Here is a 19,676-nt window from a genome sequence, read left to right on the forward strand (position 1 = left end):
ATGGCCTGAATTAGGGAGTAGCCGGCAAGCATGCTATCATTACCCTGCTCGTTGCTGAAGGGACGCATCTACGAGCGGGAGAGATAAATGCACTGGCTCGCCTATAGCTGCGCCTTGGCGCTGACCGGCACGTCACCCCTGGCAGCTCAAACCGGGGAGGTGCTCCCCACTACTATGGAAACACCGGCGCTTCCGCCAGCGATAGCCCAGTCACAAGCTGGCCCCTCTGCTAACGTTCCCATTCAGGAAACGCTGACAATGCAGATGGAGCGCAACCGGCGGATGACCGTGCCTGTCACGATCATGGGGAAAGGGCCGTTCCACTTCATGGTTGATACCGGCGCACAGGCAACGGTGCTTTCTAGCGAACTGGCCGAACGGCTCGGGCTGTTCGACCGCGCAAACGCCACGCTTGTCGGCATGGCAAGCACGCGCGCGGTGCAAACGACCATGGTGCCCGATTTCATGTTCGGCAGCCGTATTATCACGATCCGCACCGCACCTATCCTCGAACGCTCCCATATCGGCGATGCCGACGGTATACTCGGGCTCGATAGTTTGCAGAATCAGCGCGTATTGCTCGATTTCGAAAATGGCGAGCTGACCGTCTCGTCCCACTTCTCCAGCGATGGTGCCGGAGGATACGATATTATCGTGCGCGCGCGCGAGAGGCTGGGCCAGCTGATCATCCACCGCGCACAGATTGACGCGGTTTCAACGGCAGTGATCGTCGATACTGGCGCGCAATCTTCTTTCGGAAATCTGGCGTTACGGAATCGCATGCGCCGCCGCGCGCTGGAGCGAGAAGCCGTGATGACGGACGTCAATGGCGTGACCGTGACCGGACCAACTCACGTGGCCAGCAGACTTTCCATGGACCGTGTTGAGTTGTCGAACATTCCGATTTCATTTGCCGATTCCCCCACTTTCCATTGGCTCGGTCTCGCCGATCGCCCGGCCATGGTGCTTGGTATGAACGAATTGAGCGTCTTTCGCCGCGTCGCAATTGATTTCCGCAGCCGCCGTATCCTGTTCGACCTTCCCGGCGATGTGCCGCTCGACAATCCATGGTATTTCAATCGCCGCGCGACCCGCTTGCCGCAGGATTAGGCCGCCCAGGGTTGTCTGACGCTCTCCTGTGCCCCACTTGTGAGGCACAGTGAGAGATTTCGGCGACCAGACTGGCAATGGCGAGAGCGCCGATTGGGCGACCATGCGTCGCTTCTTGCCCTATCTATGGCCTGCCGGCCGTCCGGAACTCAAACGCCGTATCGTCGGGGCCGGAGTGTTCGTGCTGCTGGCCAAATCAGTTACGCTCGCCCTTCCCTTTGCCTATGCCGGCGCGGTGGACACGATGTCGGCCGATGGCGATCCGGCAGTGTGGGTCGCAATGGCGTTGGTCATTGCCTATGCTGCGGGGCGATTTGGCACTGTTCTGTTCGACCAGTTGCGCAACATCACCTTCAATCGCGTGGGCCAGGATGCGGTGTTGGGGCTAACGCGGGATGTCTTTGCGCGCCTCCATCGCTTATCCCTACGCTTTCACCTGTCACGACGCACAGGCGAACTGACCCGCGTGGTCGAGCGTGGCACAAAGTCAATCAGCTCGATGCTCTATTTCCTGCTGTTCAACATAGCTCCAACTGCAATCGAGCTGGTTGTGGTATCGATCATCTTCTGGACATTGTTCGGTTGGGAGCTGGTCGCCGCCACCGCTGTTACCGTGGTCGCATTTATCTGGATCACCCAGACCATTACCGAGTGGCGCGTAAAATTACGCAAGGAGATGAATGATCTTGATGGGCAGGCCATGGGCCGCGCGGTCGACAGCCTGTTAAATTACGAAACAGTCAAATATTTCGGAGCAGAGGCGCGCGAGCAGAGCCGGTATTCCAATTCCGCCACTTCCTATGCCGAAGCCGCGATCAAGACCGAGAATTCGCTCGGCCTGCTTAACATTGTGCAGGCCAGCATTCTCAACCTGATGCTGGGCGCGGCGATGGCATGGACGATATGGGGTTGGTCCACGGGGAAATTCACCCCCGGCGATCTGGTGCTGGTGAACACCTATCTGATGCAACTTTTTCGGCCGCTAGACATGCTGGGCTGGGTTTATCGCTCTATCCGGCAGGGCCTCATAGACATGGCAGACATGTTTCGCCTGCTCGATACGACGATGGAAGTGGAGGACGCACCGGGCGCACCGGCTCTCATAGTCCGTCGCCCTACGGTGACTTTCGAAGATGTCAGCTTTGGTTACGAAAAGGACCGCCGCATCCTCCACGGTCTCAGCTTTGAAGCGCCTGCGGGGGCCAGCGTGGCGCTTGTGGGGCCTTCGGGTGCGGGCAAATCCACCATTGGGAGGCTGCTATTCCGTTTCTATGATCCGTGGGAAGGGCGCATTTGCGTGGACGGTCAGGATATTGCCAAGGTAACGCAACAATCCTTGCGCGCGATGATCGGCATTGTTCCGCAGGATAGCGTCCTTTTCAACGAAACCATCGGCTACAACATCGCTTATGGCCGCGATGAGCCTGCCCCGGATGACGTGAGATTGGCGGCGAGAGATGCTGCAATCCTGCCCTTTATCGAGGCAATGCCGCAAAAATTCGGAACGCAGGTAGGCGAGCGCGGCCTCAAGCTTTCAGGTGGTGAAAAGCAGCGCGTGGCCATAGCCAGGACGCTACTGAAGGATCCGCCAATCCTGTTGCTTGACGAGGCAACAAGCGCGCTGGATTCACGCACAGAGCAGGACATTCTTGCAACGTTGAAACGGGTAAGCGCGAACCGCACGACCATCGCCATTGCGCATCGGCTTTCAACCATTGCCGATGCCGATATAATCAATGTGATGGATGCCGGACGCATCGTCGAACAGGGCAAACACACACAATTGCTGCGGCTCAATGGACTTTATGCGGAAATGTGGAATCGCCAGCAAAATGAGGAAGACGAGACTGTAGCTGCTGAATAAGAACCGGTATGATTCAACCATCGGGCAGTAACTTGATTTGTGCAGTGCAGCATGTAAAGCAGCAATCGAGACCCATTCCCGTGCTGCCCCGGCGGCTCGCGCACAACAACTGGACATGACCATGATCGACACAGCCGCGTTGAAACGCGACTGGCTCACCAATCCGCGTGCCGAAATCCTAGCCGGTATCGTGGTGGCGCTGGCCCTGATTCCCGAAGCCATCGGTTTTTCCATCATCGCCGGTGTTGATCCACGTGTGGGCCTTTACGCTTCCATCTGTATCGCGATGGTCATCGCTTTTACAGGTGGCCGACCCGGAATGATCTCCGCCGCGACTGCCGCCGTGGCCGTAGTTGTTATCCCACTGGTGCGCGATTACGGGGTGGAGTATCTCTTTGCAGCGACGATATTGATGGGTATCATCCAGCTGATTGCGGCTGTCCTGCGGCTCGATCTGCTGATGCAATTCGTGTCGCGATCGGTGATTACCGGATTCGTCAACGCTTTGGCGATTCTCATCTTCATGGCGCAGCTGCCGCAACTTGACTGGACCAATGAAGGCGTCAACTGGATCACCTATGCGATGGTGATCGGCGGCCTGGCCATCATCTACCTGCTGCCCCGCTTGACGACCGCAGTGCCCAGCCCGTTGATTGCGATCATTGTGCTTGGCGCGCTGTCCATCAGTCTGGGTTTCGAAGTCAACACAGTCAGCGATATGGGTGAACTGCCCGAAGGCCTGCCCTATTTCATCATTCCCGATGTGCCGCTGACCTGGGAAACACTGCGCATCATCGCCCCATATTCCGCTACGATGGCGGCGGTCGGCCTGCTGGAGAGTTTGCTGACCGCACAGATCGTGGACGATATGACGCACACTGATTCCAACAAGCAACGCGAAAGCGGTGGCCAGGGTATTGCCAATGTTGTTGCAGCGTTTTTCGGCGGAATGGGCGGCTGCGCGATGATCGGCCAGTCAGTCATCAACGTGACCAGCGGCGGTCGTGGGCGCCTGTCGACATTTACAGCAGGTGTCACCTTACTGGTGCTACTTGCCGCGCTTGGCCCGATCGTGGGCCAGATCCCCATGGCAGCACTGGTAGCAGTGATGATTATGGTGAGCATCGGCACGTTCAGCTGGAATTCGATCCCCAATCTCAAATACCACCCGTGGCAAAGCAGCGTCGTGATGGTCTCGACGGTCGTCGTCGTCGTGGCGACCCACAATCTTGCCCTGGGCGTCCTGATTGGCGTTCTGCTCAGCGGCATCTTCTTCACCGGCAAGGTTCGAAGCATGTTTGGCGTCACACGCGTCCGGGATGAAAACGTCGCGACCTACACCATCACCGGGCAGATTTTCTTCGCCAGTGTGGACCGCCTGTCGCAAGCCTTCGGTCGTGAAAGTGAACGCCCAGACCCGGCAGACCATGTAGTGATTGACGTGTCCGGCGCGCATTTCTGGGATATTTCAGGCGTTGGCGTGTTGGACAAGGTTGTCGAACGCATGCGCATGAACGGTCGGAGCGTCCAGGTCGTCGGGCTGAATGAAGCGAGCGCCGATCTGGTCGACAAATTTGCACTTACCGACAAAACGGGTGTCGAAATCGGACTGGCGCCGCATCCCTGAGAAAGGCGCGAGTTTGGACACTGCCGGAATGCCCTCTCGCACAAGCTCAAACCGCAATGATAGGCTCGAACGCCGCGCATTAGCGGTCGCAATTCTAGCGAAAATCTCTAGGTTCGTCTGATGGACTGGACCTCACTAAGCCGCGAATTCGTTACCCTTTTCGTGGTTGTGGATCCGTTCGGCACGATCCCGGTTTTCCTCTATGCGGTTTCGCGCGTTCCCCCTCACCTGCACAAGCTTTTCGCCCTGCGCGCAGTGCTTATTGCCGCCGCTGTATTGCTGGTGTTTCTGGTCGGTGGGCAGATACTTCTGGAGGCATTGGGCCTTCGGCTCGGCTCTTTTCAGATTGCCGGGGGTATCATTCTCTTTCTCTTCGCGATGACGATGATCTTCGGAGAATCCAAGGCGCAGATTGAAATCGCAGAGGCCCGGAAGGACGAGGATGACGAGCATCTGTCGCAAGCGGTCTTTCCGCTGGCAATGCCGTCAATCGCCTCGCCCGGTGCCATGCTCGCCCTCGTCATCCTGACAGAAAACAGCTCAAATTCATGGAGCGAGCAGGCGGTCACCGCAGGGCTGCTTCTCGTCGTGCTCGCAATTACGCTGCTGCTGCTGCTTGCAGCCAGCCTCATTCACCGTGTCATCGGCGATACAGGCACCTCTGTCATTTCGCGCATCATGGGTATCATCCTTGCCACGATAGCGATTGATGCAATCTTCGGCGGCTTTGATGCGCTGGGCATATTGGAACTGACACCATCAGCCAGCCCCGGCACACTGGTGTCCTGAAACGAAGACCCAGCGGCTGTCTACAAGATATATTTCGACAGGTCGGCGTCACCTGCCAATTCACCCAGCCGTTCACGCACATAGGCTGCATCAACGCTCACGCATTCACCCTTGCGATCTTCAGCTTCAAAGCTGAGTTCCTCGAACAGTTTTTCCATCACTGTTTGCAGGCGGCGCGCGCCGATATTCTCGACGCTTTCGTTCACCTGTGCCGCGATCCGGGCAACTTCGGTCACGGCATCGCCTGTCATGTCTATGGTCAGCTGTTCAGTGCCCAATAGCTCACGATATTGAGTGACCAGATTGGCCTTCGTTTCGGACAGGATGCGGACAAAATCCTCCTCTGTCAGCGAGCGCAGCTCAACACGGATCGGCAGACGGCCCTGCAATTCGGGCAGCATGTCGGATGGCTTGGCCACGTGAAATGCACCGCTGGCGATGAAGAGCACATGGTCCGTTTTCATCGGACCATATTTTGTGGCAACCGTGGTGCCTTCAATCAATGGCAGAAGGTCCCGCTGCACGCCTTCGCGGCTGACGGAGGCGCCGCGCCCATCACTAACCGCGATCTTGTCCACTTCGTCCAGAAAGACGATACCATTGGTCTCTGCATTGGCGAGTGCCACGCGGGCGACATCGTCCTGGTCCATCCGCCTTTCGGCTTCTTCGTCCACTAGCTTGTCCCAGGCATCGGGGACCTTGAGTTTCTGTCGCTTCTTGGGCGGGCCGCCGAAGGCCTTGCCCATCATCTCGGAAAGATTGATCATGGTCGCGCCGCCGCCCATGCCGGGGATATCCATCTGCATGCCCGATTGCTCGGCCACTTCGATTTCCACCTCGGTATCATTCATGGAATCTTCGGTAATCCGCTGGCGAAAGCTCTGGCGCGTTGCCTCACTGGCGTTCTGGCCGACCAGCGCATCAAGCAGGCGTTCCATCGCCGCTTCGCTGGCCGCTTCGCGCACTACATCGCGGCGGCGGTCCTTCTCCAGCCGGATTGCCTCTTCCACCAGATCACGGGCAATCTGTTCGACATCGCGCCCAACATAACCGACCTCGGTAAATTTCGTGGCTTCCACCTTGACGAAAGGTGCCTCGGCCAACTTGGCCAGGCGGCGGCTGATTTCCGTCTTGCCGCAGCCGGTCGGGCCTATCATGAGAATGTTCTTGGGCGTTACCTCATCGCGCAAATCAGATGCGAGACGCTGGCGCCTCCAACGATTGCGCAGGGCCACGGCCACGGCGCGCTTCGCTTCTTTCTGGCCAATAATGTGTTCGTCGAGTGCGGCGACAATCGCCTTGGGGGTAAGATGATCCATGAACGCTTTCTATTCGGTCAAAGGGCCGGATGGGTCGATTGTGCGTGTGCCCAATCATTTGGCGAGCCTGGCCACTGGTTCAAGCCCCGAAAGCAGCTCAGACACCCGATTGCTGTGACAAGATGTCGCCATGATGCGTCACACCCAGCCATATATTCAGCCAGCGGGTCATCGCCCTTTCAACATGGGCAAAGAACAGCCAGCTCAACGCAGCAGTCCCCGCGAAGGCGCTGAGCAAATAGGCCCACGCGCAGCCGACATAATGGGCTTTCGCAAATACCCACATCCACGCATGAGCGATCCGGCTGCAAGGTCCAGCGCGAGTGGCTTCAGACTGTTTCGAGCGTTACATTACCATTGGTGAAAACACAGATATCGGCGGCCACTTTCATTGCGTTTGTCGCGATGACTTCCGCATCGCTTTCATAATCCGCAATCGCGCGGGCGGCCGCAAGCGCGTAATTGCCGCCTGAACCGATGGCCGCAATTCCCGCTTCCGGTTCCAGCACATCGCCATTGCCCGTCAACACCAGCATCACTTCTGCATCGGCTACGATCATCAAGGCTTCAAGATTGCGAAGATATTTGTCGGTGCGCCAGTCCTTGGCCAGTTCCACCGCCGCGCGCAGCAATTGCCCGCTATATTGCTCCAACTTGCGTTCCAGCCGTTCAAACAGGGTGAAGGCATCTGCGGTCGCCCCGGCGAACCCGGCCACCACCTTGCCATCTTCCCCGATGCGGCGAACCTTGCGCGCATTGGGCTTCATGACCGTATTGCCCATGGAAACCTGACCATCGCCCGCGATAACGGTCTTGCCGTCGCGTTTGACGCCGATGATTGTCGTGCCGTGCCACTGGATAAGGCCGTGGCTTGCCCTGTCATCTGTCATGCTGGCCGATATGGGCAAGACGCACGCCCGCTTCAAGCGAAGCTATGCATCCGCCCTTTCATCAGGGACCCGTGGGCGCGCCCGTACCGACCGTGCCGATATTGCCAAACAGGTCTTCCAGGAAGCCGCGTTCGCGGCCCAGCGTAGGCGTCGCATCACTCTCAGGATCAATCCGCGCTACCTGGTCTATTCCACTGCGGGTAGTAGAGCTGACATTGCCCGCAGCATCGAAATGCACGGCAATCACATTGTGTTGATCAATGCGCGGCTGACGGAAAGGAGCCTGTTGAGTCCGGCTGGTGACATAATACCACACCGGATCGCCGAACTGGCTGACCATGGTGGGCTGGCCAAGTGTGCCGCGAACCGATTGCTGATTGTCCAGTCCCGGCTGTACCGAAGCGACCAGTGTTTCATCCAGAATATATCCGCGGTGATTGGTGATCGACGAACAACCCGCCATCGCCCCGGTGAGCGAAATGCCCAGCCCTGCCAGCGCCGCTATCCGCACGATCGAAACCATAGTTAGGAACCCTTCGAAATTCACATGAAACCACCGGGACATGCCCTTGCGCGATTGCCTCGGCGCAGGCTGACCCTATATCAGCGGCAAGCCTTAGGGTAGCCTGCACGCAGGTGCAACGCGTTGCTGTGGGTGATCCATTGAACTTGCCATTAACAAGGGGCTGCCATGTCGATTTTCAAACGCCTTCTGCGCAGGCGCGAACACACCGAATTACGCCCGCTTTGGCACTCCACTGTCGCTACCAGCCGGGAGGAGGACTGGTATCTGGATTGTCTTGTGGAGGATACGCTCGATGGCCGCTTCGATATGATTTCGCTGGTCCTATCGCTGGTACTTCTACGCATGGAACAAAGCGAAAGGCTCGGCCCCAAGACCGGACAGCTGACAGAGTTGTTCATTGCCGACATGGATCGCCAATTGCGCGATTCGGGTGTGGGCGATCTCAGGGTGGGCAAGAATATGGGCAAGTTGATGAGCGCGCTGGGCGGACGGTTGGGCAGTTTGCGTAGCGCCCTGGCCAATCCCGAAGATGCCGAACTGGCTGAAGTGCTGGCGCGCAATATGCGGCTGACGGATGAAGATTCCCCACCGCTCGCGCTCGCCGCTCGCGCGCGTGCGCTGAACACAGATCTTGCCGAGGTGAGCGATGATGCGCTTCTTGCCGGGACGTTGCGCCCGTGAGTGACGCGATTGAGTTCTCCCGCCCGTTCGACCTGCGCGGAATAACGGTTCGCCCTGTTCACATTGAAGCCGAGGAGGCAGAACGAGAAGCACTTGCCCGCCGTTTCAGCCTTGTATCCATAGGTAGGCTGGAAGCTGAACTGACTATAGAAGCAGAAGGCGACAGGATCAGTGCAAAAGGCAAGATGCATGCCAAGATTGTGCAAAGCTGCGCAGTATCGGGCAATGATCTACCCGGCGAATTCCACGAAGATATCGCCCTCCACTTCGTCCCGGCGGAAACGCTGGAAGTCAGTGAACCCGATACCGAGATAGAGCTGGAGGCCGAGGATCTGGACGAGATTGGCTATAGCGGCAGCAGCATCGATCTGGGCGAAGCTGTCGCGCAAAGCCTTGCGCTGACGATTAATCCTTATGCAGAAGGGCCGGACGCCGATGCTTTCAGACGCGAACAGGGGCTGCTGGAACAGGATTCGAGCGGCCCGCTGGCAGAGGCGCTCAAGGGGTTACTAAAGGAATAACCCGCTTGCCCGAAACGCCATCGACGCGAAAACGAGCGCTTCCTTCACCGGAAACGCTCGTCTGATCGAATGCTGCAAAATCCATTCGCGCAATGCCAGAGAGCATCGCCATTGACCAAAGGTGGTCAGAACGGAATGTCATCATCCAGATCGTCATAGTTGGAGCCGCCGCCCGCACCGCCTGATGCGCCGCCCGAACCGCCCGACGATCCGCCGCCTTGGTCCCAGCCACCTGAAGACTGGCCTCCGCCGCCGCCATAACCGCCACGCTGGCCGCCACCGCCACCGCTATCGCTGCGACCGTCCAACATTGTCAGAGTGCCGTTGAAGCCGCGCAGGACGATTTCAGTTGAGTAGCGATCCTGCCCCTGCTGATCCTGCCATTTGCGCGTCTGCAGTTGACCCTCGATAAATACCTTTGCGCCCTTCTTCAGGTAGTTTTCGACCACGTTGACCAGACCTTCGGAGAAGATGGCGACCGTGTGCCATTCGGTGCGTTCCTGCCGCTGCCCGTCACGATCCTTCCATGTTTCACTGGTGGCGATGCGCAAATTTGCCACCTTGCCGCCGTTTTGAAAGCTGCGGATTTCCGGATCGGCACCCAGGTTTCCGATAAGCATGACTTTATTGAGGCTGCCGGCCATTTCTCAATTTCCCTCTAGCGATTTCTATCGGGCTTATCGAAGGGTCGGGCGAGTCGCCACCCCTTCGCCCCATGGCTGTCCACAATGGCAATGCTGATGCGTGCGAAAAGCTGTCGCAACGCCCAGCTTCTACAAGCCCAGAGCCACCGCGCTCCAATAGGTTATCCCTGCGAACAGATAAGCCAGGCCAAACAGATAGGCCAACATGAAGGCGGGCCATTTCCAGCCATTCGTCTCCCGGCGGGCAACTGCGATGGTGGAAAGGCATTGGGGTGCAAAGACGAACCATGCGAGGAATGCGAGCGCCGTTGGCAAGGTCCAGCCTGCCTGCAGGCGCGGGATCAGGCGGTTCGCCTCTTCCTCTTCATCATCGGAATCAACGGCATAGGTGGTAGCGAGCGCGGACACGGCGACTTCGCGCGCAGCCATTGCTGGGATCAGCGCAAGGCTGATTTCGCGGTTAAACCCGATGGGCGCCATTACCGTATGCAGACCGTCGGCAACATGGCCGGCAATACTTGCATCAAGCTGACTTTCCCCCGCTTCAGCCTTGGGAAAGCTCAATAACACCCACAGGGCGATCGTGGCAGCAAAGATGATCGTGCCAGCGCGGCGCAAAAAGACCCATGCGCGTTGCCACAGGCCGATGGCAAGATCGCGCAGCGGCGGCATCTGATAGCGCGGCAATTCCATGATGAACCCGCTTTCGCCGCCCTTGGTAACGGTGCGCCGAAGCACCAGTGCGACCAGCATCGCGCCGATAATGCCCGAAACATACAGCGCGAACAGCACCAGCCCCTGCAGCCCGATTCCCGGCCCTACAGTGGTCGACGGTATAAATGCTGCAATGATCACAGCATAGACTGGCAACCGCGCCGAACAGGTCATCATGGGAGCGATGAGGATCGTCGTCAGCCGATCTTTCGGATCAGCGATCGCGCGGGTCGCCATGATACCGGGAATGGCGCAGGCAAAACTGGACAGAAGCGGAATGAAACTACGACCGGACAGGCCCACGGCCGCCATCATTCTATCCATGATGAAGGCCGCGCGAGCCATATAGCCAGATTGCTCCATCGCGAGGATAAAGGCGAACAGGATGACGATCTGCGGCAGGAAAACCACCACGCTGCCGACACCTGTCAGCACGCCTTCTGTCAGGAAATCACGAATTATGCCCTCGGGCAGCGCGGATTGTGCCAGCCCGATTAGCACACCAATGCCAGCGTCCAGCGCATCTGCAAAAGGCGTGGCCCAGGCGAATACTGCCTGAAAGATGACGAAGAGCAGTGCAAACAGAATCGGCGGGCCAAACCACCGGTGCAGCAATATCTTGTCGAGATGCGTGTGCAGACGGTGTTCGGGACTTTCAGAAAGGATCGCGCCCTTGGCGATATTGCGCGCTGACAGCCGCCGCTCCGGCAGTGTTAGTGCGCTGACTTCATGTCGCGCCGACAGATCTTGGTCATGCGCGCCCGACATCGCTTCTATCAGCGCTTCCAGTCCGCGCTTGCGCACTGCCACGGTGGAGACCACCGGAACGCCCAGTGATGCAGCCAGCGCCTCCGGGTCGATAGCCAGACCGTCACGTTCAGCAAGATCGATCATATTGAGCGCAACCACCGTCGGGCGACCCAATGCTATGACTTCCTGCGCAAAAACCAGATGCTGCTGAAGATTGGCGGCATCAATCACCACCACAAGCATTTCCGGCGTCGCTTCGCCGGGAAATTCGCCCAGCACGACCTGCCGGGTCACTACTTCATCCGGGCTGGCAGCATCAAGCGAATAGGAGCCGGGCAAGTCGATCAGCTCAATCGGCTCTCCACTCGACAATGCCATGCGGCCGCTTTTTCGTTCTACTGTCACGCCGGGATAATTGGCTATTTTCTGTCGCGCGCCGGTCAGCGCGTTGAACAGCGCGCTTTTGCCCGCATTGGGGTTGCCGACCAGTGCAGCAGTGCGCATCAGAGTCATATGATACGCACCCTCATCGCTTTGGCATGGCCGCGGCGAATCGCTACGACAGTCCGCCCGATAACCAGCGCAATCGGGTCCTTGCCAAAAAACACCCCGCGATGGGCAATCGCCACACGTGATCCTTCATCAAGGCCCAGCGCCCGCAGCCGCTTTCCCTCATCGGGCGCAAGCACGCTCCAATCGACGGAGAGTATTTCTGCACGCACAAGTGGCGCAAGATTATCAAGCGTGTCAGTATCTGTCGAAATATCGGAAGAGGGGTGGTGTATCACACAAGGGCTCGTGCCAGAGCTGCTGGCTTTTTGCAATCGCTTCGCAATAGTGAGTAGCGATTAATTCTGCGGGTAGCGCAACCGGCCAAGGAAACGCGCGACACTAAAATGCTCACGCTCGCGGCCTAGCAATTGCGCCTTGGCCTTTTCGAACTTCATCACGCCTTCGATGCGCCGATCCAGAAATGCGCGAGTCTCTACCTTGTCGTCGCTGTCATCGTTTTTCCAGATCGCCAGAGTTGCCCCATAAATTGACGCAAGGATCGCACGCTTGGAGTAGTGATTGTAGTCAGTGGAAATATCACCAGCCAGCCGCCACATTTTATCCGCGCTTGACCAGCCCTGCCGCAGCGCAGCGGGGACGTTCATCGGCATCGCCTGAATTGCCATCGCCCGAGACAGCGATTCTTCCAGACCGGCGATAGCTTCAAGGCGGAACCAGACCAGCGTGGCAATACGCTGTCGGATTGGCAAATTGCCCAGTCGCCCGTCGGCAAATTCAGCTTCCATCCGCGCATCGACAGATGCCACCCATGCATCAATCATGCCTATAGCGCGGCCTTGCAAACCCTTTGCGGGAAAGGCGAGCTTCGCCACTGCAAAATCAGCACCAAGGGTCTGCGCTGCAGCTTCCAGTGCCGCTTCGCTCCAGCCATCAAACATGGCCGACAGCGCAATCTGCGGGGCGAGCGCAATGCGCAACTCATCAAGCGTCAGATCCGCTATAGCTGCACCAGTTTCAGCCATCAGAACTCAGGGCCGTAAAGCCGGCCACCATTATTGCTGTCATTGCCTTGTTCATTGGCGTTGATGGCAGTCATGATGCGGGGCGGAGCGCCCGGTTGCCGCGCGTAATCGCGCGCGCTGCGCCCGGTGTTATCCGTGCGGTCAGGATTGGCGCCGCCGGCCAGAAGGATTTCAATCAGCTCGATATTGCGCGCATGGACAGCCGAGATCAGCGGAGTTTCCCCTGTCTGATTGGCAATATCGACTTGCGCGCCGTGACTGAGCAATGCCTCAGCCCCTTCGCCAAAGCCGATTTCCGTCGCGATGATCAGCGGCGTGCGCCCGCGATTGTCGGCAATGTTAGGATTGGCACCTTCCTGCAGCAACCAGCGTGTCCATGTAACGTCGCGACGGGCGATGACGATGTGAAGTCCGGTCTCCCCACTGGTGATATCGCGCGAGTTGACCACAGTGGAGCCGGGCTCTCTCAGCAAATCGGTCGCCTCAGTGCCTTTGCGCTCCTTCACCGCTTCAAGAAACTGGTAGCCTTCGGAATATCCCTGCGCTGCAGCGGGAGCGGAAAAAACCAATGTGCAACCGACAATGGCCATGATGATATTGCGAAAAGCGACGAGGGCCACCCCATTCTCCTGTTCTGTAGATTTTGGCGCAAAAGCCCCTGCGAGTTTGTCTGCGCACCTTGCTTACATGGCGTTAGCAGAGCATGAACGTTTCGTCATGTCTGCCAATTTCAAGCTGTTCGCCAGTCTTTTTGCACCGCTTCTCCTAGCCGCGTGCGGAAATGCCCCCTCTGATAACCCCATGCCTGCGCCCCCCCTGTATGATTCAGCTGTGGTCGGCGGATTCGACCTAGTGGATACACAAGGCAAGCAAGTCCTTGACAGCGATTTTGCCGGAAAATATCAGATGATATATTTCGGCTATGCCTATTGCCCTGATGTATGCCCCTTTGATGTGCAGCGCATGATGCAGGGTTACAATCTGTTTACGGCGGAACATCCCGATCTTGCCGGTCAGATCCAGCCGATTTTCATCACCGTAGACCCAGATCGCGACACGCCCGACGTCGTGGCCGAATTCACTGCCAATTTTTCCGAAGATCTCATTGGCCTGACCGGCTCGGCTGAGGCTATCGAGGCGGCGGCCGCCAATTATTTCGCCTATTATGAGAAGCTGGAGGAGAATTCGGAAGGCGGCTATCTGATGGATCATTCACGGTCGGGTTATCTGGTTGATCGCGAAGGACAGCCCATGGCGCTGCTATCCGTCGAGGATTCGGCGCAGGTCGTTGCAACGGAACTGGAAACATGGGTGCGTTGAGGGACCGCTTCTGGGAACTGGAGCTTGATGCGCTGACCCGCCCGGAATGGGAGGCATTGTGCGATGGTTGCGGGCGCTGTTGCCTGCACAAGCTGGAAGATGATGACACTGGCGAAATCGTGGAAACCAATGTCGCGTGCAAACTGCTGGATACCGGCACTGCGCAATGCCGCGATTATCGCCACCGCAAGGCTTTCGTACCTGATTGCCTGCGCCTGACACCGCGCCTGGTAAAAGAAGTGCCGTGGCTTCCCGCCAGCTGCGCCTATCGCCGCCGCGCCGAAGGAAAGCCGCTGCCGGACTGGCATTATCTGCGCACCGGCAGCCGCGATGCTATGGTTGAGGCGGGTGCATGTGTCGCGGGAAGGTGCATCAGTGAAACGGTCGCGGGGCCGCTTGAACACCATCTTGCCGATTGGGATACGCCGTGATCGATTGGCTGCGCGACGATCACCGCGATCCAAGCATAGATGTAGCCGGATGCACATTGCCTATCGCCATTCGCCGCCATCCCCGTGCGCGAAGGCTGACCATGCGACTTGCCCCGGATGGCAGCGAATTACGCATCACCATGCCTAAATGGGGCCGCACCATCGATGCCATCGCCTTTGCCAATGCGCGAATCGAATGGATCGAACGGCAGCTTGGCAAGTTGCCCGAAAGCATCCTTGTAACCGATGGCGCCTCAATCCCTTTTCGCGGGGAAAATCTGACAATCCACTGGCATGATGGTGACGCACGCAAGGTGCGCAAGGAAGACGGCCAGCTGTATATTGGTGGACCGCGTGAGAGACTTTCCGCCCGGCTGCAACGCTGGCTGGAAGCCGAAGCGATACTGCTATTGGATGACGATCTTGCATTTTATTGCGATCGGGCAGGCCTGGACATGCCCGAATTGCGCCTGTCCCGCGCACAGCGGCGCTGGGGATCGTGTTCAGGGGATGGCAAGACAGGCCGCCGAATCAGGATCAACTGGCGTTTGGTGATGGCGCCCGATCATGTGCGCCGCTCTGTCGTGGCGCATGAAGTCGCGCATCTGGTCCATTTCGATCATTCTCCCGCCTTTCACCACTTGTTGTCCCGCCTGTTCGAGGACGAAATTGCCCGGGCCGATGCGTGGCTCAAGACGCAGGGCCGCTCACTTTACGCCGCCTTCGGGTGAAGCAAGCGCGCGCAAGCACTGGCGGATTGCCCGCGCCGAGCCTATCTGTCGGGACATGAAGGCTTTCCTGCGACGTATCTCGCCCAAGCGAGCGGTTAACGATTTTACCGATCAATGGCGGCAACCCACGCCGCATCGGTGGCAGATTCTTGGCGTCGCCTGCGCGGCAACCTTTGCGCTGTTTATGCTGTTGATCCCGGAAGGGGAGCATGTAGTCCCGCCTCGCCCCGATCTTATTTTCATCTCGACCTTCGATGAAAACCGCACAGAAGCACAGATCATCGCCGCCAATTGCGCCAATCAGGAATTGCAGAACGAATTACAGGCCCGGCTCGAGGAGCGCGAGGAATTGCGCCGTGAAATGTATCGTACACTTGGCCGCGCAACCTTTGTCGACGTGGATGAAATGGAAGCCCAAGCGGAGGCAGAGCGCGCTGCAACGGATGAAAGCGCGGACGGCCCGACAGAAGAAGAGCTCGCACTTACGCTAACGGAATATTGCGCACGTGGCGCAAGCTGATGATGCACGATGCCTGGCAGCAGCGGCTGCTCTAGCAGAACGGGCGCGGCCATTGGCCTCCCCCAACCCTGGTGTTGGCGCGATAATACTTGCAGATGGCGTGGTCATCGGTCGCGGCTGGACGCAGGAAGGCGGACGCCCACATGCAGAGGCCATGGCATTGCAGCAGGCAGGAGAGGCAGCGCGCGGCGCTGCGCTTTATGTAACACTGGAACCTTGTGCCCATCGCTCCCCCCGTGGGCCTGCCTGTGCCGACCTGGTGGCGGAGGCTGGTCTGGCACGGGTCATCATCGGCATGCGCGATCCCGATCCGCGCACAGCCGGAAGTGGCCTTGATCTTCTTGAGCAAGCGGGGTTGATCGTAACCGAAGCGGGCCTCAGCAGCGAAGAACTTGGCCTTTCAGGGCACATGGCGCAGCTTCAACTAGGCCGTCCACATGTCACTCTGAAGCTGGCCATGTCGCTTGATGGATGCATCGCGATGGCGGGGGGCGAAAGCCAATGGATCACCGGCGAAGCAGCGCGCGCGCATGCCCACCGCGAACGCGCGCGAGCCGATGCGATATTGATTGGCGGGGAAACGCTGCGCGCCGACAATCCGCGCCTCGACGTTCGCCTTCCCGGTCTTGCCCTCCGTTCGCCCCGGCGGATGGTGCTGACGCGATCGGATGCGCCCGATGGCTGGACGGCGATAAATTCCCCGGCTGGAATCGCCACTTTGGATGATGTCCGCTACCTTTTCATCGAAGGTGGATCAGGCGCGGCGGCTGCATTTCTCGCTCATGACCTCGTGGACCGCCTGCTGATCTATCGCGCGCCAATGCTGATCGGCGGCGGCCGGGCAAGCATCGGTGATATCGGACTTGGCGATCTTGCCAGCGCGCATGATCGCTGGAGGCTGGACGATACTCGTCAGTTGGCGCAGGACAGGCTCGAAATCTTCAATCGCAGGCGTTAAGGATCAGCCATGTTTACCGGGATTGTTACAGCTATCGGCACAATTGCCAACGCCCAACAGCATGGCGATCTGCGCCTGCGCATCGAATGTCCTTTCGATCCGGCCGAGATTGCCATCGGCGCTTCCATAGCCTGTTCGGGCGTTTGCCTGACCGTTGTCGACCGCGGCGGCACGGCGGGGGATGCGCATTTTACCGTCGATGTCTCGTCCGAGACCGTTTCGCGCACTGCCACGGGTATGTGGGAAGAAGGTGCGCGATTAAACCTTGAGCCATCGTTACGCGTGGGTGACGAGATTGGCGGGCATATCGTCACCGGCCATGTCGATCGCGTCGGCAAGGTGGTGGACTGGCAGCCTGTAGGCGGTTCGATGGAGGTTGTGATTTCCGCCCCTGCCCCTTTGGCGCCCTATATTGCGGAAAAAGGATCAATCACGGTCGATGGCGTTTCGTTGACGGTCAATAGTATCGAGGACAAGCCCGATGGCACGGTCCTGTTCACGCTCAATATTATTCCGCATACGGAAGAAGTCACGACTCTTGGCGAGTTGCGGCAGGGCGGGCAGGTCAATCTGGAGATTGATACGCTGGCGCGATATCTCCACCGGATGCAAATGTTGAAAACAGACTAATCGGCGCCAAGGCTCGCCACATAATCGGCGCGGCACAGCTCATAATAAAGATGGACGATTTCGCGGCCACCATGCTCCAGCCGTTCAGAACGGAAAGGCGCAAGGCGTGCCCCGATCTTTTCGAGCGCCCGGCGGCTGCGACAGTTTTCCTCTCCGGCGCGAAAATCCACGCGGGCGACGGATTCAAGCGCATGCCCCACCATGAGGCGTTTCATTTCACGATTGTGGCCCCGCCCCCAACAAGCGCGAGACAGAAAAGTGTAACCTATCTCCACCGATCCGCCATCGGCAGGATCAAATCTACGAAATTGCGAGGACCCGAAATTGCATCTGTGCGCCGGTCACTCACGACCAGCGCCCTGCCATGCTCCAGTGCCTCGACAAAAAAGTCGCGAAAGACAGGTTCCTGCCAGCGATTGGATATCGGATGCATTGCTCAGATTGCCGGGTCTGACGCGACGGCGAAGAGGCCATCCCAATCCGCGGGCCGAAGCGGGCGCAGATGCACTATCTGGCCCTGAAGCACTGGCTGTGCTGTGAAGCCATTGTCCGACATTCTAGCCAAACAGCCGTTTCAATAAGCTCCGGTCGGATCTACGCGGAGAGGTGGTATCGCCCATTTCGAAAAGGTAATTGGCCAGCTGCATCGCCTGATTGCGATCCATGAGATAAATCTGTGTCTTTACATCGTCTTTACTGAAAGGCGGTGGTTTAGCCACGCTTTGAACATGCAGGGTAACGCGGTCCCCCACAGTGGTGGAAGACCAGCCGACCACTGCTCCATAATCTTCACTTTGACTCTTCATCGCATGAACCTCCTTCCTGAGTTGAAAGGTGGTTAGGGGATTTTGCCAATCTATACCATTGTCAGTGTGTGGATGACTTCAGGCAGGCGTGTTGGCGGCCACTTCGGCCAGAGCCGATACAAATGTATCGATATTGCCCATGGTCAGGCCAGCCACGTTGATCCGTCCAGATCCCGCCATGTAGATCGCATGATCATCACGCAGCATTTGCACCTGTTCCTTGTTCACGGGCAGCATGGCGAACATGCCTTTCTGACGGCCCAATGGCTCAAGATCGACAGCGCCTGCATGGTTTGCGGAAGCAAGCCTCTCACGCACCTGCGCAATGCGGCCACGCATCGCGGCAAGTTCTTCCAGCCATTGCGCGGTCAATGCTTCGTCATCCAGCACCACGCGCACTGCGGCCCCGCCGTGATCAGGCGGCATCGACCAGTTTGCCCGCGCCAGTGCGGCAGCATTGGATACAACGCGCGTGGTTGCGGCCGGATCGCCGGTCAGCACGTAGAATGCGCCGACGCGATCACGATAAAGGCCGAAATTCTTGTCACAGCTATAGGCGACCAGCACTTCATCCACGCGGCCTGCCACGGCGCGCAGGCCATAGGCATCTTCTTCCATGCCGTCTCCCAGGCCCTGATAGGCGAGGTCGATAACGGGCAGCACCGGACTTTGCGCTAACAGCCCTGCAATCTCGTCCCATTCGTCATTGGTGTAATCAACGCCGGTGGGATTGTGGCAGCAACCATGAAGCAGCACGACATCCTTTTCGTCCGCATCGCCAAGCGCGCTGCGAAGGGCCGCCATATCGGCGCGGCCATTGTCTGCAGCATGCGAAAATCCGACCACTTCAAGTTCCAGATCGGAAACGATCTGTGCGTGGTTGGGCCAGCTTGGCGTGCCCATCAATACGCGCCGTGCACCGGCCCTCTTGGCCAGCGCCAGTGCCAGTCTTACCGCGCCAGTGCCGCCCGGCGTCTGCATGCCATCAAGCCTGCCATCGGCAGGGGCCGTATCGCCAAAGATATGCGGAACCAGGGCAGTGACAAAACCCATGTCGCCTTCAGGACCTAAATAGGCCTTGCTCGGCTGATCATCCACCAGCCTGCGCTCTGCACCTTTAATGGCCGCAAAAACCGGCGTCGCCCCATCGGCCGTGCGATAGACGCCAACGCCAAGGTCGATCTTGGAAGGCCGGTCATCGGCGTTGTAAAGCTTGATCAGCGCAAGGAGCGCATCGGGCGATTGTTGTTCGAGTCGTTGCAGCATGATGCGCCGCTCAATGCTCCACCGACTCGATGATCGCAAGGCTT

General features: G+C 58.4%; 24 protein-coding genes. 12 read left to right on the top strand and 12 right to left on the bottom strand.

Annotation, left to right across the window (positions count from 1 at the left end; all coding sequences use genetic code 11):
• Positions 1 to 87: 87 nt before the first annotated feature.
• The 4 genes from CP97_RS13300 (at position 88) to CP97_RS13315 (ending at position 5,390) form a co-directional block, all read left to right on the top strand.
• A complete protein-coding gene (locus CP97_RS13300; protein ID WP_063612447.1) occupies positions 88 to 1,110 on the top strand; it encodes an aspartyl protease family protein in 1,023 nt (340 codons plus the stop codon).
• Between the two features lie 103 nt (positions 1,111 to 1,213).
• Positions 1,214 to 2,974: an ABCB family ABC transporter ATP-binding protein/permease gene (locus CP97_RS13305; RefSeq protein ID WP_048887022.1), complete on the top strand. Its 1,761-nt coding sequence runs from the start codon at positions 1,214 to 1,216 to the stop codon at positions 2,972 to 2,974.
• Between the two features lie 121 nt (positions 2,975 to 3,095).
• Positions 3,096 to 4,601 carry a SulP family inorganic anion transporter gene (locus CP97_RS13310; RefSeq protein WP_048887023.1) on the top strand — a complete coding sequence of 502 codons (1,506 nt, stop codon included), beginning with the start codon at positions 3,096 to 3,098 and terminating at the stop codon, positions 4,599 to 4,601.
• Positions 4,602 to 4,721: 120 nt separating this feature from the next.
• Complete coding sequence (locus CP97_RS13315; RefSeq protein WP_048886346.1) at positions 4,722 to 5,390, top strand: MarC family protein; 669 nt, start codon at positions 4,722 to 4,724, stop codon at positions 5,388 to 5,390.
• Between the two features lie 20 nt (positions 5,391 to 5,410).
• Here the strand turns inward: CP97_RS13315 and hslU are convergent, their stop codons facing one another.
• From hslU to CP97_RS13335, 4 genes are all read right to left on the bottom strand, one after another.
• The gene (hslU, locus tag CP97_RS13320) at positions 5,411 to 6,709 is read right to left on the bottom strand and encodes an ATP-dependent protease ATPase subunit HslU (RefSeq protein WP_048886347.1); all 1,299 of its coding nucleotides are present in this window, start codon (positions 6,707 to 6,709) and stop codon (positions 5,411 to 5,413) included.
• A gap of 97 nt (positions 6,710 to 6,806) precedes the next feature.
• Positions 6,807 to 6,995: a hypothetical protein gene (locus tag CP97_RS13325; protein ID WP_048886348.1), complete on the bottom strand. Its 189-nt coding sequence runs from the start codon at positions 6,993 to 6,995 to the stop codon at positions 6,807 to 6,809.
• A 43-nt stretch (positions 6,996 to 7,038) separates the two neighbouring features.
• Positions 7,039 to 7,599, bottom strand: coding sequence for an ATP-dependent protease subunit HslV (gene hslV / locus CP97_RS13330; protein ID WP_048886349.1), 561 nt, complete (start codon positions 7,597 to 7,599; stop codon positions 7,039 to 7,041).
• 61 nt (positions 7,600 to 7,660) lie between these two features.
• Complete coding sequence (locus CP97_RS13335; RefSeq protein WP_048886350.1) at positions 7,661 to 8,122, bottom strand: outer membrane protein assembly factor BamE; 462 nt, start codon at positions 8,120 to 8,122, stop codon at positions 7,661 to 7,663.
• 168 nt (positions 8,123 to 8,290) lie between these two features.
• On the opposite strand from CP97_RS13335, the gene CP97_RS13340 reads away from it, so the two are divergent.
• Together CP97_RS13340 and CP97_RS13345 are read left to right on the top strand one after the other, a co-directional pair.
• A complete protein-coding gene (locus tag CP97_RS13340) occupies positions 8,291 to 8,806 on the top strand; it encodes a ubiquinol-cytochrome C chaperone family protein (protein WP_048886351.1) in 516 nt (171 codons plus the stop codon).
• Complete coding sequence (locus CP97_RS13345) at positions 8,803 to 9,327, top strand: YceD family protein (RefSeq protein WP_082863831.1); 525 nt, start codon at positions 8,803 to 8,805, stop codon at positions 9,325 to 9,327. The genes CP97_RS13340 and CP97_RS13345 overlap by 4 nt, the downstream gene beginning before the upstream one ends.
• A 125-nt stretch (positions 9,328 to 9,452) precedes the next feature.
• On the opposite strand, the gene ssb is transcribed toward CP97_RS13345, so the two are convergent.
• The 5 genes from ssb to CP97_RS13370 all read right to left on the bottom strand — a co-directional run bounded on the left by ssb (position 9,453) and on the right by CP97_RS13370 (position 13,590).
• Positions 9,453 to 9,971 carry a single-stranded DNA-binding protein gene (gene ssb / locus CP97_RS13350; RefSeq protein ID WP_048886352.1) on the bottom strand — a complete coding sequence of 173 codons (519 nt, stop codon included), beginning with the start codon at positions 9,969 to 9,971 and terminating at the stop codon, positions 9,453 to 9,455.
• A 129-nt stretch (positions 9,972 to 10,100) separates the two neighbouring features.
• Positions 10,101 to 11,948 (bottom strand): ferrous iron transporter B, encoded by a 1,848-nt coding sequence (gene feoB / locus CP97_RS13355; RefSeq protein ID WP_048886353.1) that lies wholly within the window; start codon positions 11,946 to 11,948, stop codon positions 10,101 to 10,103.
• A complete protein-coding gene (locus CP97_RS13360; RefSeq protein ID WP_227819604.1) occupies positions 11,945 to 12,223 on the bottom strand; it encodes a FeoA family protein in 279 nt (92 codons plus the stop codon). Before CP97_RS13360 ends, feoB begins: the two co-directional genes overlap by 4 nt.
• Before the next feature lie 60 nt (positions 12,224 to 12,283).
• Complete coding sequence (locus CP97_RS13365) at positions 12,284 to 12,970, bottom strand: COQ9 family protein (protein WP_048886354.1); 687 nt, start codon at positions 12,968 to 12,970, stop codon at positions 12,284 to 12,286.
• Positions 12,970 to 13,590: an ankyrin repeat domain-containing protein gene (locus CP97_RS13370; RefSeq protein WP_048886355.1), complete on the bottom strand. Its 621-nt coding sequence runs from the start codon at positions 13,588 to 13,590 to the stop codon at positions 12,970 to 12,972. Before CP97_RS13370 ends, CP97_RS13365 begins: the two co-directional genes overlap by 1 nt.
• Positions 13,591 to 13,771: 181 nt before the next feature.
• Here CP97_RS13370 and CP97_RS13375 point away from each other — a divergent pair, with 181 nt between their 5' ends.
• The 6 genes from CP97_RS13375 to CP97_RS13400 are packed head-to-tail and all read left to right on the top strand — an operon-like array spanning position 13,772 to position 17,560.
• Positions 13,772 to 14,290 (top strand): SCO family protein, encoded by a 519-nt coding sequence (locus tag CP97_RS13375; RefSeq protein ID WP_227819605.1) that lies wholly within the window; start codon positions 13,772 to 13,774, stop codon positions 14,288 to 14,290.
• Positions 14,278 to 14,721 carry a YcgN family cysteine cluster protein gene (locus CP97_RS13380; protein WP_048886357.1) on the top strand — a complete coding sequence of 148 codons (444 nt, stop codon included), beginning with the start codon at positions 14,278 to 14,280 and terminating at the stop codon, positions 14,719 to 14,721. Before CP97_RS13375 ends, CP97_RS13380 begins: the two co-directional genes overlap by 13 nt.
• On the top strand, positions 14,718 to 15,452 hold the full coding sequence (locus CP97_RS13385; RefSeq protein ID WP_048886358.1) for a M48 family metallopeptidase: 735 nt from the start codon (positions 14,718 to 14,720) through the stop codon (positions 15,450 to 15,452). Before CP97_RS13380 ends, CP97_RS13385 begins: the two co-directional genes overlap by 4 nt.
• A gap of 55 nt (positions 15,453 to 15,507) precedes the next feature.
• Entirely contained in the window at positions 15,508 to 15,972 is a 465-nt protein-coding gene (locus CP97_RS13390; protein ID WP_048886359.1) for a hypothetical protein, read from the top strand.
• On the top strand, positions 15,959 to 16,930 hold the full coding sequence (gene ribD / locus CP97_RS13395; RefSeq protein ID WP_418202072.1) for a bifunctional diaminohydroxyphosphoribosylaminopyrimidine deaminase/5-amino-6-(5-phosphoribosylamino)uracil reductase RibD: 972 nt from the start codon (positions 15,959 to 15,961) through the stop codon (positions 16,928 to 16,930). The genes CP97_RS13390 and ribD overlap by 14 nt, the downstream gene beginning before the upstream one ends.
• Positions 16,931 to 16,939: 9 nt before the next feature.
• Positions 16,940 to 17,560: a riboflavin synthase gene (locus tag CP97_RS13400; protein WP_048886360.1), complete on the top strand. Its 621-nt coding sequence runs from the start codon at positions 16,940 to 16,942 to the stop codon at positions 17,558 to 17,560.
• On the opposite strand, the gene CP97_RS16505 is transcribed toward CP97_RS13400, so the two are convergent.
• From CP97_RS16505 to CP97_RS13415, 3 genes are all read right to left on the bottom strand, one after another.
• Entirely contained in the window at positions 17,557 to 17,835 is a 279-nt protein-coding gene (locus CP97_RS16505; protein WP_227819606.1) for a GNAT family N-acetyltransferase, read from the bottom strand. The two genes, CP97_RS13400 and CP97_RS16505, sit on opposite strands and share 4 nt — an antisense overlap.
• Before the next feature lie 282 nt (positions 17,836 to 18,117).
• Positions 18,118 to 18,366 carry a hypothetical protein gene (locus CP97_RS13410; protein ID WP_048886361.1) on the bottom strand — a complete coding sequence of 83 codons (249 nt, stop codon included), beginning with the start codon at positions 18,364 to 18,366 and terminating at the stop codon, positions 18,118 to 18,120.
• 78 nt (positions 18,367 to 18,444) lie between these two features.
• Complete coding sequence (locus CP97_RS13415) at positions 18,445 to 19,632, bottom strand: amino acid aminotransferase (RefSeq protein ID WP_048886362.1); 1,188 nt, start codon at positions 19,630 to 19,632, stop codon at positions 18,445 to 18,447.
• Between the last annotated feature and the right edge of the window lie 44 nt (positions 19,633 to 19,676).

The organism is Aurantiacibacter atlanticus, from assembly GCF_001077815.2.
GTDB classification, from domain to species: domain Bacteria; phylum Pseudomonadota; class Alphaproteobacteria; order Sphingomonadales; family Sphingomonadaceae; genus Alteraurantiacibacter; species Alteraurantiacibacter atlanticus.

Excerpts from the sequence above, each read along its gene's own strand:
- CP97_RS13300 (WP_063612447.1), top strand. The coding sequence starts at position 88 with ATGCACTGGCTCGCCTATAGCTGCGCCTTGGCGCTGACCGGCACGTCA.
- CP97_RS13305 (WP_048887022.1), top strand. The coding sequence starts at position 1,214 with ATGCGTCGCTTCTTGCCCTATCTATGGCCTGCCGGCCGTCCGGAACTC.
- CP97_RS13310 (WP_048887023.1), top strand. The coding sequence starts at position 3,096 with ATGATCGACACAGCCGCGTTGAAACGCGACTGGCTCACCAATCCGCGT.
- CP97_RS13315 (WP_048886346.1), top strand. The coding sequence starts at position 4,722 with ATGGACTGGACCTCACTAAGCCGCGAATTCGTTACCCTTTTCGTGGTT.
- hslU (WP_048886347.1), bottom strand. The coding sequence starts at position 6,709 with ATGGATCATCTTACCCCCAAGGCGATTGTCGCCGCACTCGACGAACAC.
- CP97_RS13325 (WP_048886348.1), bottom strand. The coding sequence starts at position 6,995 with ATGTGGGTATTTGCGAAAGCCCATTATGTCGGCTGCGCGTGGGCCTAT.
- hslV (WP_048886349.1), bottom strand. The coding sequence starts at position 7,599 with ATGACAGATGACAGGGCAAGCCACGGCCTTATCCAGTGGCACGGCACG.
- CP97_RS13335 (WP_048886350.1), bottom strand. The coding sequence starts at position 8,122 with ATGGTTTCGATCGTGCGGATAGCGGCGCTGGCAGGGCTGGGCATTTCG.
- CP97_RS13340 (WP_048886351.1), top strand. The coding sequence starts at position 8,291 with ATGTCGATTTTCAAACGCCTTCTGCGCAGGCGCGAACACACCGAATTA.
- ssb (WP_048886352.1), bottom strand. The coding sequence starts at position 9,971 with ATGGCCGGCAGCCTCAATAAAGTCATGCTTATCGGAAACCTGGGTGCC.
- feoB (WP_048886353.1), bottom strand. The coding sequence starts at position 11,948 with ATGACTCTGATGCGCACTGCTGCACTGGTCGGCAACCCCAATGCGGGC.
- CP97_RS13365 (WP_048886354.1), bottom strand. The coding sequence starts at position 12,970 with ATGGCTGAAACTGGTGCAGCTATAGCGGATCTGACGCTTGATGAGTTG.
- CP97_RS13375 (WP_227819605.1), top strand. The coding sequence starts at position 13,772 with ATGCCTGCGCCCCCCCTGTATGATTCAGCTGTGGTCGGCGGATTCGAC.
- CP97_RS13380 (WP_048886357.1), top strand. The coding sequence starts at position 14,278 with ATGGGTGCGTTGAGGGACCGCTTCTGGGAACTGGAGCTTGATGCGCTG.
- CP97_RS13390 (WP_048886359.1), top strand. The coding sequence starts at position 15,508 with ATGAAGGCTTTCCTGCGACGTATCTCGCCCAAGCGAGCGGTTAACGAT.
- CP97_RS13400 (WP_048886360.1), top strand. The coding sequence starts at position 16,940 with ATGTTTACCGGGATTGTTACAGCTATCGGCACAATTGCCAACGCCCAA.
- CP97_RS13410 (WP_048886361.1), bottom strand. The coding sequence starts at position 18,366 with ATGAAGAGTCAAAGTGAAGATTATGGAGCAGTGGTCGGCTGGTCTTCC.
- CP97_RS13415 (WP_048886362.1), bottom strand. The coding sequence starts at position 19,632 with ATGCTGCAACGACTCGAACAACAATCGCCCGATGCGCTCCTTGCGCTG.